Source organism: Mycolicibacterium holsaticum DSM 44478 = JCM 12374 (assembly GCF_019645835.1).
Taxonomy (GTDB): Bacteria; Actinomycetota; Actinomycetes; order Mycobacteriales; family Mycobacteriaceae; genus Mycobacterium; species Mycobacterium holsaticum.
Genome location: NZ_CP080998.1, coordinates 3,091,143 through 3,105,640, shown reverse-complemented (window position 1 = coordinate 3,105,640; position 14,498 = coordinate 3,091,143). Strand labels below are relative to the sequence as shown.

The following is a 14,498-nucleotide window of genomic DNA, read 5'->3' as shown; positions in this document are numbered from 1 at the left end:
CGCGACCGTCGTGGTTATGCCAACTGCTGGTTGTGCGCCTCGACGAACGGTTCCAGGCCGGTCAGCGCCGGCGGTAGCGGGGCGGTGTGCAGCACCCCGAGGCGCTGGGTGGCGCGGGTCAGCGCGACGTAGAGCTCCGCCGCGCCGCGCTGGCCGTCGGCGAGGATGCGGTGCGGCTCGACCACCAGCACCGCGTCGAACTCCAGGCCCTTGGTCTGCGCCGCCGTCACCGCACCCGGCACGCCCGGCGGCCCGATCACCACGCTCGTCCCTTCGCGGCCGCCCTCGGCCCGGACGAACTCGTCGATCGCGGCGGGCAGGTCCTCGGCGCCAACCTGTCGTGACCACGGCCGGACGCCGCACGCGCGCACCGATTCCGGGGGCTGCACACCGGGTGCGAACTCGGCGAGCAGCGCCGCGGCGACCTCCATGATCTCCGCGGGAGTCCGGTAGTTCACCGACAGCGACCGGTAGACCCAGCGGCCGGGCACGTACGGGGCCAGCATCGCGTCCCACGACGTCGCGCCCGCCTGCGAGCGGCGCTGGGCCAGATCCCCGACCACCGTGAACGACCGGCTCGGGCAGCGCCTGAACAGCACCCGCCAGTCCATCTCGGATAGCTCCTGGGCTTCGTCGACGACCACGTGTCCGTACGTCCAATCCCGGTCCGCCACAGCGCGTTCCGCGACATCGCGGGTATCGCGTTCAACGAAGCGCTCGGCCAGATCCTCGCCGTACAACAGGTCCTGGGCCATCAGGCGGTCCTCGTCGTCCATCAGGTCCTCACGGGCGACCATGAGTTCCAGCACACCTTCGGCGTACTCGGCCTCGGCCTTGCGCGCACGCTCGGCCGCCCGCTCTGCGGCCTTGTCGCGGCCGAGCAGGTCGACCAGTTCATCGAGCAGCGGCACGTCGGCCACCGTCCACGCGTCGCCGTCGGCGCGCTGCAATGCCGGATCCGCACCCGCCGCGGCAAGCCGCTGCGGTGACGAATACAGCTGCGACAGCACGTTTTCGGGTGTCAGCAGCGGCCAGAGCTGATCGAGCGCGGCGTTGAACGCGTGATTCTCGTTGAGCTCGTCGACAAGGTCGGTGCGAAGGTCCTCCCAGGCCTTGCGGTCGTCACGGGTCAGCCAGCCGCGTCCGATGCGTGCGATCGCCCGCTCGGTGAGCACGTAGGTGACGATCTCGGTGAACACCGCGCGGGCCTCGTTGTGCGGCTTGCCGCTGTCGCGTGCCTCCTGTCGCGCCCACTGCGCGGTCTCGGCGTCGATGCGCACCGTGACGTCGGTGAGTTCGATCTCCAGCGGGGTCTCGGGCACCCGTTGCCGGTCGGCGACCGCAGCGGCGAGCACGTCGAGCATCTTCAGCGAACCCTTGAGCCGGGCGGCCCGCGGATCGTCATCGGCGGTGACGTGCAGTCCGGGCACCAGGTCGCCGGTGGTCATGAACACCACGTTGGTCTCGCCCAGCGACGGCAGTACCCGCGCGACGTAGTCCAGGAACGCCGGGTTGGGCCCGATCACCAGAACCCCGTGGCTTTCCATGCGTTTGCGGTGGGTGTAGAGCAGGTAGGCCACCCGGTGCAGCGCCACCACGGTCTTACCGGTGCCCGGGCCGCCCTCGATCACCAGCACCCCGGGATGGTCGAGACGGATGATCTCGTCCTGTTCGGCCTGGATCGTCGCGACGATGTCGCGCATCCCCTCGCCCCGAGGGGCGTTGATCGCCGCGAGCAGCACCGAATCGTCGGCAAGCGCGGTGTCGTCACCGGGTGCGTCCCCGTCTGCGACGAAGACCTCGTCGGTGAAGTCGATGATGCGGCGCCCGAGCGTGCGGAACTGGCGGCGCCGACGCATGTCCTCGGGGTGGGCGGCCGTGGCGACGTAGAAGGCGCGCGCCGCGGGCGCCCGCCAGTCCACCAGCAGCGGCTCGTAGTCGTTGCCCTCGTCGAGCAGCCCGATGCGCCCGATGTAGGAGCGTTCCCCGGCGAGGCTGTCCAAGCGGCCGAAACACAGCCCGTGGTCGGCCACGTTCAGCCGGTCCATCTGGGCGGCCAGCCCCCGCACCGAGGCGTCCCGATCGATCAGGGTGCCGCCGTCCTGGGCGTCGATGGGGGCAAGCAGCGCGGCGTCGTACTTCTTCTTGAGCCGGGTGCGCTCGGCGTCCAACCGCTCATAGAGCCCGGCCACATAGCTCTGCTCGGAATGCAGTTCGTTCTCGTACCTGCGACTTGTCACATGCCTCATTTCGTGAGTTAGCGCTTCGGCCAAGCAGTTTGACGCATCACCCGGGTCTTGCCGCAAGCCCCCGGGTGCGTTGTATCTTGGAGTGGGAACAGTCGAGCGCTCGCAACCAGCTTACCGACGCCCGCGTAATTGCCTTGACATCGTCTCGAACGTCAGTTCGAATGAACTGTATGCGGTGGGATAGCCAGGGTGTCAGCGTCGACGATGGCGCACTGCCCGGCTTGCAGCGCATCGGCTTCGTACGCAGCGTGCGCACCCCGCAATTCGACGGCGTCACGTTCCACGAAGTGCTGTGCAAGTCGGCGCTCAACAAGGTGCCGAAGGCCTCTCAGCTCCCGTTCCGCTACACCGTCAACGGCTACCGCGGGTGTTCGCACGCGTGCCGGTACTGCTTTGCCCGGCCCACCCACGAATACCTCGACCTGAACTGCGGCGCCGACTTCGACAGCCAGGTCGTCGTCAAGACCAACGTCGCCGACGTGCTGCGCCGGGAGCTGTCGCGACCGTCGTGGTCGCATGAGACCGTCGCGCTCGGCACCAACACCGACCCCTATCAGCGCGCCGAAGGGCGCTACGCGTTGATGCCCGGAATCATTGCCGCGCTTGCCGATTCGGGCACACCGTTTTCCATCCTGACCAAGGGCACGCTGCTGCGCCGGGATCTGTCGCTGATCACCGCAGCCGCCCGACGCGTCGACGTCAGCGTCGCGGTGTCCCTCGCAGTGGCCGACCCCGACGTGCACAGGGACGTCGAGCCGGGCACGCCGACCCCGCAGGCCCGGCTCGGGCTGATCGCCGCCGTGCGCGAGGCCGGTCTGGACTGCCACGTGATGGTGGCCCCGGTACTGCCGCACCTCACGGACTCGGCCGAGCATCTCGACGCCCTGCTGGGCCAGATCGCCGCCGCCGGAGCCACCGGCGTGACGGTGTTCGGGCTGCATCTGCGCGGATCGACGCGCGGGTGGTTCATGGGATGGTTGAGGCGGTCGCATCCCGAACTGGTCGCGCCGTACCGCGACCTGTACCGGCGCGGTGCGTACCTGCCGCAGGACTACCGCAAGATGCTGCACGAGCGGGTGACTCCGCTGATCGCCGAACACGGGCTGGCGCCGGACCGTCGCCCCTTTCGGCCGGCGCCGACCCCAACCCCGGCGCCCCAACCGTTGCAGCCGACACTGTTCTAACCGTTAATGCGGCGAGTAGACACAAACTTTGGAGTCCGGCGCGGAAATATGCTCGCCGGCGGCCCGGGCTCAACCCTTGTTGCGCTTGACCTCTTTGAACGGCACCCCGCGGTCAGCGGCGTGCTCGCGGGGGAAGCCCAGCACCCGCTCACCGATGATGTTGCGCGCGATCTCGGTGGTGCCACCGCCGAGTGCGGCGGCCTGGCGCCCCAGGTACCGCTCCCCGTGCCGGATCAGGTCGTTGCCGGCGTCGATGACGCCCGAACTCGCCGATATGGACAGCGCGGTGTCGAACTCCAGATGGTGGATGTCGGCGTGGGTGACGCGGATGATCGAACCGGCCGCCGGGGGCAGGGAGCCGTCGAGCACGCCGTGGTACACGTGCTCGATGAGCTGCTCGCGCACGGCGCGGTGCACCAGCGCGCGGCCCGCCATCTCCTGGGCCCGCTCGCTGTCGGCCTGGCCGGTCGCCTCCAGCAGGGCGACGTAGTCGATGGGCACGTCGGACTTGCCCTCGGCGCCGATCCCGCTGGCGAACTCCGAGCCGCCGCCCACCGCGCGCCGCTCGTGGTAAAGCTGCCGTGACGCCACGTGCCAGCCGTTGTTGACCTCGCCGACGACGGCGTCGTCGCCGAGTTCGAGGTTGTCGAAGAACTCCTCGCAGAACTCGACCGATCCGTTCACCTGCTTGATGCGCCGCAGCGTGATGCCCGCGCTGTTGATCGGCACCAGAAACATCGTCAGGCCCTCGTGTTTGGGCACATCCCAATTGGTGCGCGCCAGCATCAGGCCGTAGTCGGCGGCGAACGCGCTGGTGCTCCACGTCTTGGCGCCGTTGATCACCCACTTGTCGCCGTCACGGTCGGCGCGGGTGATGACGCCGGCGAGGTCGGATCCGCCGCTGGGCTCCGACAGCAGCTGGACCAGGACCTCCTCACCGCGCAGCACCGCCGAGATGTGCTGTTGCTTCTGCTCTTCGCTGCCGGTGTCCAGGATCGTCGCCGCGCAGATCGTGAAGGTCGGGGTGTTCAGGATGACAGGAAGCTCGTAGCAGCGTGAGACGGCGTCGAAGGCCTTCTGGTAGGCGATGGGAAGGCCCAGGCCGCCGTACTCCTTGGGAAAGCAGATCCCGGCGAATCCACCCTCGTAGAGCCGCTTCTGCAGTTCCCTGGCCCGCAACCACGGTTCCTCTTCGCCCCGGTCGTGCTCGGGCGGGTTGTTCGGGTCGATCGGGGGCATGTTGTCGGCCAGCCACGCTGTGGCGCGGGCGGCGAACTCCTCGACGGACTCGGTCGTTTCCGTTGGTGCCGAGGCTGTTTCGGTCATGAGGCGTGCTCCAGTCCCGACTCTTTGGTCAGCGCATAGACGCGGAGGTTGTGCTCTTCGGGGGTGCCGAACAGCGAGCGGTACAAGGTGACGCGGCGCAGGAACAGATGCAGGTCGTGCTCCCAGGTGACGCCGATGCCGCCGTGCAGCTGAATGCAGTCCTGCAACATCCCCGGGGCGTGTTCTGCGCAATAGGATTTCGCGACGCTGACCGCCATCTGCGCACCGGGTGAACGCGCGGCCACCGCGGCCACCGCGGCGTTCGTCGTCGCGCGGCACGCCTCGAACCAGATCTTCAGATCGGCGTACTTGTGCTTGAGCGCCTGATACGAGCCGATCGGTCGGCCGAACGAATGCCGGTCGAACCCCCACTGAATCGTGAAGTCCAACACCGTGTCCAGCACACCGACGATCTCGGCGCACTGGAGCGCCACGGCGATCTGGTTCTGCCGCGCGATGATCGCCGGGGTGTTCTCGGCCGATCCGACCAGCGCCGAGCCGTCGACCTCGACACCATCGAAATGCACGCGTGCGTAGGTCTTTACCATGTCGATCGACCGTTGCGGTTCCACCCGCACGCCCGCGGCGTCGGTGGGCACCAGGAATTGGCGCACGGCGCCGTCGCACTCGGCGATCACCAGCAGGACCGCGCTCTCAGCGCCCGCTTCGACGCGGTCCTTGACCCCATCTATGCGGAAACCGCCACCGGTAGCGGTGGCGGTGACCGACGGCGTCATCGGTGACCACGGCTGGCCCGGTTCGTAGCCCGCCCACGACGCGATGGTCTCACCGGCCAGCAGTGATTCGATTGTGTCGCCGTGGTTTTCGGGCGCCTCGGCCAGCGCGGCCAGCACCGTGCTGACCGGATGCAGCGGTCCGGGTGCCACGACCCGGCCTGCCAGTTCGGCGACGAGCGCCAGGTCCTTCACCCCGTCGCCGGACACGCTGCCGCCGCCGAGTTCCTCGGGAACCAGCAGGCTGGTCCAGCCGAGTTCAGCGGCCCGACGCCACCAGTCGGCGTCGAACGACGTGCCGGTGTCGTGCAGTTCGCGCAGTCGGCTCAGCGACGCTTCTTTTTCCAGGAACGACTGCGTTGTCGAGGCGAAAAGCAGGACCTCGGGATTTGCGGCGTCGGTCATCAGATCAGTTCAGCCTCTTCGAGGGTCAGCGCTTCAGGCGGGGATGACGAGCGGCGGCACCTCGGGATTGTGCACAATCTCGTTGGGCACCTTGAACAGGTCGATCATGTTGCCGCCCATGACCTTCCGCTGTCCCTCTTCGTCGAGGCCCTGCAGGTCATCGATCAGGTGGGTCGGCTCGGCCAGCCCCTCGGGGTGGGGCCAGTCCGACCCGAAGATCACCCGGTCGATTCCGCACAGCTCGGCCATCTGCGTGAAGTCGTCCTCCCAGAACGGCGCCACGTAGACCCCTCGCTTGAAGGCCTCGATCGGGTTCTCCGGGAACTCCTGAGGCATCTTCTTGTAGGTGTTGTCGAACTGCTTGAACAGGTAGGGCACCCAGTCAGCGCCGTTCTCGATCGACAGGATGCGCAGGTCGGGGTTGCGGGAGAGCGCACCGTGGCACACCAGCGCGGCCATCGAGTCTTCGATGGGCCGCTTGCCCATCGAGACCATCCGAAATGCGGTGGGCTTGAACGGCAGGAACTCGTCGGCGGGTTCCCAGTCGTTGAGGTACTCGGCGTAACCGGAGTCCGATGCATGCATCGACACCGGAATACCGGCCTTGACGCACGCCTGCCAGAACGGGTCGAATTCGGGTAGCCCGAACGAGCGGGTGCCGCGGAAGCCGGGGACCGGGGCGGGACGCACGAGCACCGTCTTCGCGCCGCGCTCCAGACACCATTCCAGTTCCTCGAGGGCGCGGTCGACGATCGGCAGCGTGATGACCGGGGTAGAGAAGATCCGGTCCTCGTAGTTGAACTGCCAGGTCTCATACATCCACTCGTTGAGGGCGTGGATGACGTCGTGGATGAGTTCGGGGTCGTCCTTCATCCGTTCCTCGACCAGGCTGGCCAGCGTCGGGAACATCAGCGAGTAGTCCAGGCCGAGGCTGTCCATGACCTCGAGACGCGCCGCGGGTTCGCGGAACGCGGGGATCGCCTTCATCGGCTTGCCCATCACCTCGCGGAAGCTCTTGCCGCCGCTGCCGTGCCGGAAGTAGTCCTCCTGGGCGCCGGGCCGGGCGACCACCTCGAACGTCGGGTTGGGGATGTAGTCGCTGACCTGGTTGCGCACCATGATCTTGGTCCGCCCCCGCACCTCGATGTAGTCGATGACGTTCTTGCGGTGGTCCGGCAGGAACTTGGTCAGCGCCTCTTTGGGCTCGTAGAAGTGGTTGTCGGCGTCGAACACCGGATAGGGGAGCTTGCGGGCCATTTCCGCCTCCTGGAAGTCTGGTTCTGCACTGCTGGTAATGACATTACCACGTCTGTACCAGCGAAAACACCACCCCTGAGGGGGCCGGCATTGCGCAGGTCAGGTGCGGTCGTCGGGGTCGGCGCGCAATCCGCCGACACAGAATTCGTAGATCTGGTCGGCGGCGATGGGCATGCCGTTGAGCTCTGCGCCCAGCACCTGCAGCCGCATCGCGCCCAGCGCGGACTGCATGATCAGTGCGGCCTTGGCCTCGACGTCGAGGTCGCCGCGGAATTCACCCTCGGCGATGCCTCGCCTGATGATGTCTTTGATCAGCTCGTGCAGCGGGGACAGCACGCGCGCATACTCGCGCGGCAAGGTCTCGGCGAGGTGGTCGTTGTAGTAGGTCAGGCCGCGGTTGACCTTGTCCTGGGTGGTGGATTCGGCCGGGGTGCAGATGCGGTCGATGAGCACCCGCAGGGCGGTCCGGCTTGCCAGCCCGGCGGTTTGGTCGCGCCACCTGCGGGCGGACTCCGACATGATCTTGTCGATCAACGCCAGCAGCAGCTCGTCCTTGGTGGAGAAGTGCTGATAGAACGAGCGCAGCGAGGTCTTGGACCGCTCGACCACCTCGAGCACGGTGAAGTCCGTGCGTCCCGTCTCGCCGAGGATGGCCAGCGCGGACTTCATGAACCGCTTGGAGCGCGCTTCCGGGTCGACGGCGGGGTCGGCGGTCGACGCCTTCCTGGCGGCCCCGGCCGGGCGGCCGGTGCTCTTCGCCATGTGAACAACCTTCCGCGGGCGAGCGATATCTGGCTGGTAATGACGTTACCGCTTTTGCAGAAGCTCGGTTACTGTTCGGTGCCATGACGACAGATTCAGCGCATCCATCCGTGGGAGCCCAGTGGAGCGTGCAGGGGCTGCTCGACCTGTTCGACGTGACCCCCGACGGCCAAGACCGTTTCATCGCACAGACCGGGCCCGCGGGCGAGGACGAGCGTCAGGTGGTCGAGGGCACGCAGGTGCTCGCCCAGGCGATTGTCGCTGCGGCCAAGAAGTTTCCGGACAAGTCGGTACGCTCGGCGCACGCGGTGTTCGCGCGGGCGGTGATGGTCGCGGCCGGCCCTGTCGAGCTGGAGATCGACGTCGTCGCCGAAGGACGTTCCACTGCAACGGCCGTCATCGCCGCCAAGCAGAACGGGAAGCGCTGCATCACGGTGACGGTGCTGGCCGACGTGCCCACCGCCGACGTCATCCGGCACCAGTTGTCCCGCCCGGACGTGGCGGCGCCGGCGGACGCCAACGTCGCCGAGATGCCGATGGCCGGACGCGAGCTGCGGCTGGTCGATGTGGTCGACGTCAACAGCCCCGACGAGGTCGGCCCGCCCGAGCTGTACGCCTGGCTGCACTACGACCCGATCCCGAGTCGTGACGATCTGGCCAAGGCGCTGATCGCCTATTTCACTGGACACCTTGGTATTTCGACGACGATGCGGGCGCATGCCGGTATCGGTACCGCACAGTCACACCTGACCGTCTCGACCGCGCCGATGACGGTGTCGGTGAGTTTTCATGAGCCGTTCTCCTGGGATGGCTGGCTCCTGTACAGCCACGAGAGCACGCAGGTCGGCGCGGGCATGTCCTACGTGCGCGGGGCGGTGCACACCGAGTCCGGTGAGCTGATCGCCTCCTTCGCCCAGGACGCGTTGATCCGGCCGCTGCGCACCACCGACACCGCGATCAAGGAACAGTCCCGGCTCTAAGCACCTTTTCAGCGCGAGCAGACGCAAAGGGCCCCATGTCCGCGGCGAAATGGGGCCCTTTGCGTCTGCTCGTGGGAGGATGGTGAGGACTTAGATCTTCAGATAGCCCTTGTCCGCGGGGATTTGGGCCGCGGTCACCAGAGCCGACGCGTCGCTGGCCAACCAGAGCACGATGTCGGAGATCAGGTCCGGGTCGGCCAGCGAGTCCGTCGGCAGCGCACCGGGCGAGAAGCTGTGGATGTAGGTCTGGTGGTCGGCGAAGATCTGCCACATCGAGGTGTCGTTACCCATCGGGGTGTCGGTGCCGTACGGGTGGACCGAGTTGACGCGAATCCCGTACTCGCCGAGTTCGACCGCCAGCGAGTTGGTCAGCCCGACGAGGCCGAACTTGCTCGCGCAGTAGTGACCGCAGCCCGGAACGGCCTTGATGCCCGCGGCTGAACTGATCGTGATGATCGAGCCGCCGTTGCCAGCCGCGATCATCGGCGGCACAACGGCTTTGATCGTGTTCCATACGCCGGTCAGGTTGACGTCGAGCACGTCTTGCCACTGCTGAGCCGAAATCTCCCACAGCCGGCCCCAATTCATCACCCCGGCGTTGGCGACGACGATGTCGAGGCGGCCGAATTGTTCCACCGCGTCGGACACCACCCGCTGCTGTCCGGCGGCGTCGCGGACGTCGACCCGGTCGGCGACGATCTTGCGGCCCTCGCCCTCGACGAGGCTGACGGTCTCGGCGAGGTCTTCGGGCAACGCGGGCGGGTAGCCGTTGTGCTCGGCGACCGGACCGCACGCGTCGATCGCGACGATGTCGGCGCCGGCACGGGCCAGTCGGACGCAGTGCGCGCGGCCCTGCCCGCGCGCGGCGCCCGTCACATAGGCGACCTTGCCGGCCAACGGGGCATCGGGGTTCGTCATCGGTGGGATCTCCTGTCAGTTGGCGCCGGCCGCGAGCCAGTCGTCGAACGTGGTCGCCTCGATGCGGGCATTCTCCCCGGGCAACAACACGTTTCCCGCCATCGAAACCCCGAAAATCCCCGACCACGTCGGCACGAGTTTCACGTGCCGGCTCTTGGCCGTCAGCGTCCGGCGCGCCATGTCGACCAAGTCCTGGGTTTCGGGTCCCGCGACGTCGAAATACCGGCCTTGCGGTTCACCGGTGACCACCTCGGCCAGCACCCGGGCGACGTCGTCGGGCGCGATCGGCTGCACCAGCAGCGGAGCGATGGTGGCCACGCCGTCCTGCTCGGTCCAACCGGTGACCATCGCCGCAAAGTCGTGAAACTGAGTGGCGGGCACGATTGTCCACGGCACGGGTCCCGCGGTGACCAACCGCTCCTGCTCGCGCTTGCCCGCGTAGTGCGCGTTGCCCTCGATGCCGTGGATTCCCACGATCGACAACAAAACATGGTGGCGCACACCGGCGCGGTGTCCGGCGGAAAGCAGGTTGGCGGTGGTGGTTCCAAAGTACGCCGCCGTCTGCTCGCGGTCGGTGGGCGGCGCGCTGACGGTGTCGAGGACCGCCGCCACCCCGTCGAGCGCAGCGTCCAGACCCTCGCCGGTCATCAGATCGACCCCCTGTGACCGGCTGATCTTGACCACGTCGTGGCCGTTGTCTTCGAGGAACCTCACCGCGCGGGCCCCGATGTTGCCCGTCGCCCCGGCTACCGCGATACGCATCGTCGAACCTCCTCGGCTCACAGGGCGGCCGCGACCTCGCGAAGTCGCGGGCCAGCAGACGACGCTAGCGGGTCACCGTGGCCGAAACATGCGGTTTCGACATCGAGGGCGGCCAACCGCCGGAACGAGGCGACGGTTCGTGCGCGGTCCTGGTTGAAGGCGCCAAGCATCACGGCGCCGACGTTGGCGACCGTGTCACCGGTGAACAGCACCCCGTGCCGCGGCAGGTGGATGGCGATGCTGCCCTCGGTGTGGCCGGGCACCGAAAGCACCTCGGCGCCGCCGCCGAAGTCCAGCACATCGCCGTCGACCAGTTCCCGGTCGACGGTCACCGGCGGCGCCGCGTCGGGCAGGCCAGCCGAAACCTGTTGGTGGATCGGCACTTCCCAGTCCTCGAACACCGGCGGCGGCAGGGCGCTACCGGCGCGGATCGCGGCCGCGTCGCCTGCGCCTGCGAACACGGCGGCGCCCGTCGCGCTGCGCAGTTCGGCTGCCGACCCGACGTGGTCGACGTGCCCGTGCGTCAGCACGATCCGGTCGATACCGCGCACCGCTGCCGCGATCTGTGCGCCGGATCCGGGTGCGCCGGAGTCGATCAGCGTCACCGAGCCCGCGTCGTTCCAGACATAGACCTGCCAGCCCTGCACCCGCAGCATGGTCAGCTGCGGCGTTACGGTCACAGCGTCCATGACCATGACGCTAGAGCGCCGCGGCCGCCGAGCACAGCGGATCAGCTCGTCGCGAAATCACTCAACAGCGCCGACCTGAGCACATCCAGCGGTAATCCGCCCAGATCCAGCGCGCGGCTGTGAAAATTTCTGAGGGCCGCGCCCCGCCCGAGCATCTCGTCGCGTAGCTGTTGCCAGATCCGCTGCCCGATCGCATACGAGGGTGCCTGACCCGGCCAGCCCAGGTAACGGTCCAGTTCGAACTGAAGATGCTCGTCGTTCATCGCGCTGTGGGTTCGGAGAAACTCCCACGCCCGCTCGGCGTCCCACACACCGCCGTCGGGCGCGGTCAGACCGCAGTGCACCCCAATGTCGATGCAGACCCTGGCGGCCCGAAAGCGCTGAGCGTCAAGCATCCCCAGCCGATTACCGGGATCGTCAAGCCAGCCCAACTCGGCCATCAACCGCTCGGCGTACAACGCCCAGCCCTCACCGTGGCCCGACACCCAGCAGCCCAGTCGGCGCCACCGGTTGAGCCGGTCGGCCAGCACCACAGCGCGCCCGATCTGCAGGTGATGTCCTGGTACCCCCTCGTGGTACACGGTCGTGGTTTCGCGCCAGGTGTGAAACGTGTCGACGCCGTGCGGCACCGACCACCACATCCGGCCCGGCCGCGTCAGATCCTCCGACGGGCCGGTGTAGTAGATGCCACCGGTGTGGGTGGGTGCGATCCTGCACTCCAGCCGTCGCAGCGGTGCGGCGATGTCGAAATGCGTGCCGGCAAGCGATTCGACGGCGCGGTCCGACAGATCCTGCATCCAGGACTGCAGCGCGTCGACACCTGCCACGACGTAGCGCTCCTCCTCGTCGAGGCGGCGCAGCGCCTCGGCCACCGTCACGTCCGGATACAGCTGGGCCGCGGTCGACTCCTGCTCGGCGACAATGGCTTCCAGCTGGGTCAGGCCCCACTCGTAGGCTTCGTCGAAGTCGACCGTCGCGCCCAGGAACGACCGGGACCACAACCGGTATTCGTCGCGGCCGACGGCGTCTTCCTGGCGCGCATACGGCGCGACCTCGTCTCCGAGGACCCTGCCGAGCTCGCGGTAGGCATTGGCGGCGTTGGCCGCACTCTGGCGCAAATCCTCTTGCAGCACCGCGTTATCGGGCACGGCGTCGGCGACCATATCGACGAAGAAGTGCTGGATGCCGGTCGCCTGCTCGATCCCACGCGCGACCTGGCGCACCGCAGGAGCGCGCCCGTCGGCAACCGACGCACGCAACGCGTCTGCATAGCCGGCGACCCGGTCCGGCAACCGCGACAACCGCGCCGCGATCAACGCCCAGTCGTCCTCGGTTTCGGTGGCCATCAGATCGAACACGTCGCGCATCGCCTGCAGTGGTGAGGCGATCACGTTCAAGGCGCCGACGTCGAGGCCGGCGTCGTGCTGTTCGATCATGATCCCGAGGCGGTCCCGCATCGCGGCGATGGTCACCTGGTCCACGTCGTCTACGGGTTGCACACCGTCGAGTTCGCGCAACGCGTTTCGGGCCGCCTCGACGCGCGCGGCCACGCCTGCGGGGGAGTAGTCGGTGATGTTGTCGTCGTGGCCGGTGATGCCCATATCCGTTGCTGCGCAGGGATCCAGGGCGGCGGCCACTTGGAGATAGCGTTCGGCGACGGCGTCGACGGCCGTTGACGTCCTAGCCAAGGTTGTTCGTCGTGAAGGTGTCGCACTTGTTCGGGTCGCCGGTGCGGTACCCCTCGGTGAACCACTTCTGCCGCTGCGCGGCCGAACCGTGTGTCCACGCCTCGGGGTTGACCTGACCGGTGGCCTGCTTCTGGATGCGGTCATCGCCCACCGAGGCCGCGGCCGACAATGCGTCGCTGATGTCCTTGTCGCTCAACGGCTCCAGGAACGGGACGCCGGTGCTCTCCTGTTTGGTGATGGCCGCGTAGTGTGCCCACACCCCGGCGTAGCAGTCGGCCTGCAGCTCGGTGCGCACGCCGCCGCCGGTAGCGCCTTTGGCTCCCGCGCCCTGCGCGCGTGCCAGCGTGCCCTGCAGATTCTGCACGTGGTGGCCGAACTCGTGAGCCACCACGTACTCCTGCGCCAACGGACCGCCACTGGAACCGAACTGGTTCTTCAGCACGTCGAAGAAGTCGACGTCGAAGTAGGCGGTTTGATCGGCCGGGCAGTAGAACGGCCCGACATCGCTGGTGGCCGGGCCGCAAGCGGTCTGCACGGACCCGGTGAACAGCCGGACGCTTGGGCGCTCATATCCGGGCATCAACTGCTGCCATACGGCGTCGACCGAGTTGCCGGTGGCCACGACACGGCACTCGGCCAACTCGTTGGCGTCGGCCCCGGTCTTGCACTGGCTGAGATCGAAACCGGGGGCGCCGACTTCGCCCGTGCCGATCTGCTGTTGGGGCACGACGGTGCTGGGATCGACGCCCAGAAACAGCGCAACGACGAGGACCAGCAGGCCACCGACACCTCCGCCGATTGCGACTCCCCGGCCGGGGCCGCGTCCGCCGCCGCTGCTCGATGTGGTGCTGGTGTCGATCTGCATGCCCTCGTTGAAGGTCATGCCGACCAGCTTTGCACACCGCGATTGGGCGTGAAACCAGGTTCCGGGACAGAAAGCGGGATCAAGGCGTGCGATCTCGCGGGGAATGCGGGCGGATCAGGACACCGCGTACCGCCTGTTGGAGTAGTCGCGCAGGTTGTGCAGGAACTTCTGGAACACCCAGCCCATCACCGGCCGTCCCAGCGTCATGCCGATGCGGGCCGCGACGCCGTGGGGTTTCATCGCCATCACCCAGGTCAGATGGCAGCCGCCCGGGGTTTTCACCACCCGGTAGTCCTCCGCGAACGCCGCGATGCTGCCGCTGGAGGCCTCGTTGAACCGGAAGGCCATGTGGCTGTAGGGCTGCCAGGCCAGGAACTCCTCGTCGCCGACGATTCCGCCGCGCATGCGCACGGTACGGGTGGTGCCGACGCCGCGGGGTTCCGGGCTGGTCCAGGTCACCTGGGTGATCGCCGTGGCCCACTGCGGCCAGGACTCGGCGTCGGCGAGCACCTCGAACAGCTGCTCGGGAGTGATCGCCAGGTCGACGGTGCTGACGAACCGAAACGGTGCGTCGTCGATGAAGTCAAGGCCGACGCGTTCGCATGCCTTCATGGCCATACACCCTAGGGGACCGTGTCTAGCCGGGGCCGTTCGAGGTAGGCGCGCCGAGCCCGACGCT

At 67.7% G+C, this 14,498-nt stretch carries 13 protein-coding genes; 2 read left to right on the top strand and 11 right to left on the bottom strand.

All coding sequences use genetic code 11. From position 1 onward, the window contains the following. Window positions 1-14: 14 nt before the first annotated feature. Entirely contained in the window at window positions 15-2,240 is a 2,226-nt protein-coding gene (gene helR, locus K3U96_RS14960) for an RNA polymerase recycling motor ATPase HelR (protein ID WP_268928448.1), read from the bottom strand. Between the two features lie 179 nt (window positions 2,241-2,419). On the opposite strand from helR, the gene K3U96_RS14955 reads away from it, so the two are divergent. After that, window positions 2,420-3,433, top strand: coding sequence for an Rv2578c family radical SAM protein (locus K3U96_RS14955; protein ID WP_220690224.1), 1,014 nt, complete (start codon window positions 2,420-2,422; stop codon window positions 3,431-3,433). A 69-nt stretch (window positions 3,434-3,502) separates the two neighbouring features. Here the strand turns inward: K3U96_RS14955 and K3U96_RS14950 are convergent, their stop codons facing one another. The 4 genes from K3U96_RS14950 to K3U96_RS14935 all read right to left on the bottom strand — a co-directional run bounded on the left by K3U96_RS14950 (window position 3,503) and on the right by K3U96_RS14935 (window position 7,917). Continuing rightward, the gene (locus K3U96_RS14950; protein ID WP_220690223.1) at window positions 3,503-4,759 is read right to left on the bottom strand and encodes an acyl-CoA dehydrogenase family protein; all 1,257 of its coding nucleotides are present in this window, start codon (window positions 4,757-4,759) and stop codon (window positions 3,503-3,505) included. Continuing rightward, complete coding sequence (locus K3U96_RS14945) at window positions 4,756-5,898, bottom strand: acyl-CoA dehydrogenase family protein (protein ID WP_069404008.1); 1,143 nt, start codon at window positions 5,896-5,898, stop codon at window positions 4,756-4,758. The genes K3U96_RS14950 and K3U96_RS14945 overlap by 4 nt, the downstream gene beginning before the upstream one ends. A gap of 33 nt (window positions 5,899-5,931) precedes the next feature. After that, complete coding sequence (locus tag K3U96_RS14940) at window positions 5,932-7,155, bottom strand: amidohydrolase family protein (protein WP_069404009.1); 1,224 nt, start codon at window positions 7,153-7,155, stop codon at window positions 5,932-5,934. 99 nt (window positions 7,156-7,254) lie between these two features. Further along, complete coding sequence (locus tag K3U96_RS14935) at window positions 7,255-7,917, bottom strand: TetR/AcrR family transcriptional regulator (RefSeq protein ID WP_220690222.1); 663 nt, start codon at window positions 7,915-7,917, stop codon at window positions 7,255-7,257. Window positions 7,918-8,000: 83 nt separating this feature from the next. Here K3U96_RS14935 and K3U96_RS14930 point away from each other — a divergent pair, with 83 nt between their 5' ends. Then, window positions 8,001-8,897, top strand: a complete 897-nt coding sequence (locus tag K3U96_RS14930) for an acyl-CoA thioesterase (RefSeq protein ID WP_069404011.1) — start codon at window positions 8,001-8,003, stop codon at window positions 8,895-8,897. 90 nt (window positions 8,898-8,987) lie between these two features. Here K3U96_RS14930 and K3U96_RS14925 read toward each other — a convergent pair whose 3' ends face one another. The 6 genes from K3U96_RS14925 to K3U96_RS14900 all read right to left on the bottom strand — a co-directional run bounded on the left by K3U96_RS14925 (window position 8,988) and on the right by K3U96_RS14900 (window position 14,437). Further along, window positions 8,988-9,815: a mycofactocin-coupled SDR family oxidoreductase gene (locus K3U96_RS14925; RefSeq protein WP_069404012.1), complete on the bottom strand. Its 828-nt coding sequence runs from the start codon at window positions 9,813-9,815 to the stop codon at window positions 8,988-8,990. A gap of 15 nt (window positions 9,816-9,830) precedes the next feature. Continuing rightward, window positions 9,831-10,577 carry an SDR family oxidoreductase gene (locus K3U96_RS14920; protein WP_220690221.1) on the bottom strand — a complete coding sequence of 249 codons (747 nt, stop codon included), beginning with the start codon at window positions 10,575-10,577 and terminating at the stop codon, window positions 9,831-9,833. A 17-nt stretch (window positions 10,578-10,594) separates the two neighbouring features. Beyond that, the gene (locus tag K3U96_RS14915; protein ID WP_220690220.1) at window positions 10,595-11,266 is read right to left on the bottom strand and encodes an MBL fold metallo-hydrolase; all 672 of its coding nucleotides are present in this window, start codon (window positions 11,264-11,266) and stop codon (window positions 10,595-10,597) included. 41 nt (window positions 11,267-11,307) lie between these two features. Continuing rightward, window positions 11,308-12,954: a DUF885 domain-containing protein gene (locus tag K3U96_RS14910; RefSeq protein WP_220690219.1), complete on the bottom strand. Its 1,647-nt coding sequence runs from the start codon at window positions 12,952-12,954 to the stop codon at window positions 11,308-11,310. Then, on the bottom strand, window positions 12,947-13,837 hold the full coding sequence (ypfJ, locus tag K3U96_RS14905) for a KPN_02809 family neutral zinc metallopeptidase (RefSeq protein ID WP_220690218.1): 891 nt from the start codon (window positions 13,835-13,837) through the stop codon (window positions 12,947-12,949). Before ypfJ ends, K3U96_RS14910 begins: the two co-directional genes overlap by 8 nt. 96 nt (window positions 13,838-13,933) lie before the next feature. Continuing rightward, window positions 13,934-14,437, bottom strand: coding sequence for an SRPBCC family protein (locus tag K3U96_RS14900; protein ID WP_220690217.1), 504 nt, complete (start codon window positions 14,435-14,437; stop codon window positions 13,934-13,936). Window positions 14,438-14,498: the final 61 nt, after the last annotated feature.

Bases quoted from the DNA above. Each gene is read 5' to 3' on its own strand.
- K3U96_RS14955 (WP_220690224.1), top strand. From the start codon at position 2,420: ATGCGGTGGGATAGCCAGGGTGTCAGCGTCGACGATGGCGCACTGCCC.
- K3U96_RS14950 (WP_220690223.1), bottom strand. From the start codon at position 4,759: ATGACCGAAACAGCCTCGGCACCAACGGAAACGACCGAGTCCGTCGAG.
- K3U96_RS14945 (WP_069404008.1), bottom strand. From the start codon at position 5,898: ATGACCGACGCCGCAAATCCCGAGGTCCTGCTTTTCGCCTCGACAACG.
- K3U96_RS14940 (WP_069404009.1), bottom strand. From the start codon at position 7,155: ATGGCCCGCAAGCTCCCCTATCCGGTGTTCGACGCCGACAACCACTTC.
- K3U96_RS14935 (WP_220690222.1), bottom strand. From the start codon at position 7,917: ATGGCGAAGAGCACCGGCCGCCCGGCCGGGGCCGCCAGGAAGGCGTCG.
- K3U96_RS14930 (WP_069404011.1), top strand. From the start codon at position 8,001: ATGACGACAGATTCAGCGCATCCATCCGTGGGAGCCCAGTGGAGCGTG.
- K3U96_RS14925 (WP_069404012.1), bottom strand. From the start codon at position 9,815: ATGACGAACCCCGATGCCCCGTTGGCCGGCAAGGTCGCCTATGTGACG.
- K3U96_RS14920 (WP_220690221.1), bottom strand. From the start codon at position 10,577: ATGCGTATCGCGGTAGCCGGGGCGACGGGCAACATCGGGGCCCGCGCG.
- K3U96_RS14915 (WP_220690220.1), bottom strand. From the start codon at position 11,266: ATGGACGCTGTGACCGTAACGCCGCAGCTGACCATGCTGCGGGTGCAG.
- ypfJ (WP_220690218.1), bottom strand. From the start codon at position 13,837: ATGACCTTCAACGAGGGCATGCAGATCGACACCAGCACCACATCGAGC.
- K3U96_RS14900 (WP_220690217.1), bottom strand. From the start codon at position 14,437: ATGGCCATGAAGGCATGCGAACGCGTCGGCCTTGACTTCATCGACGAC.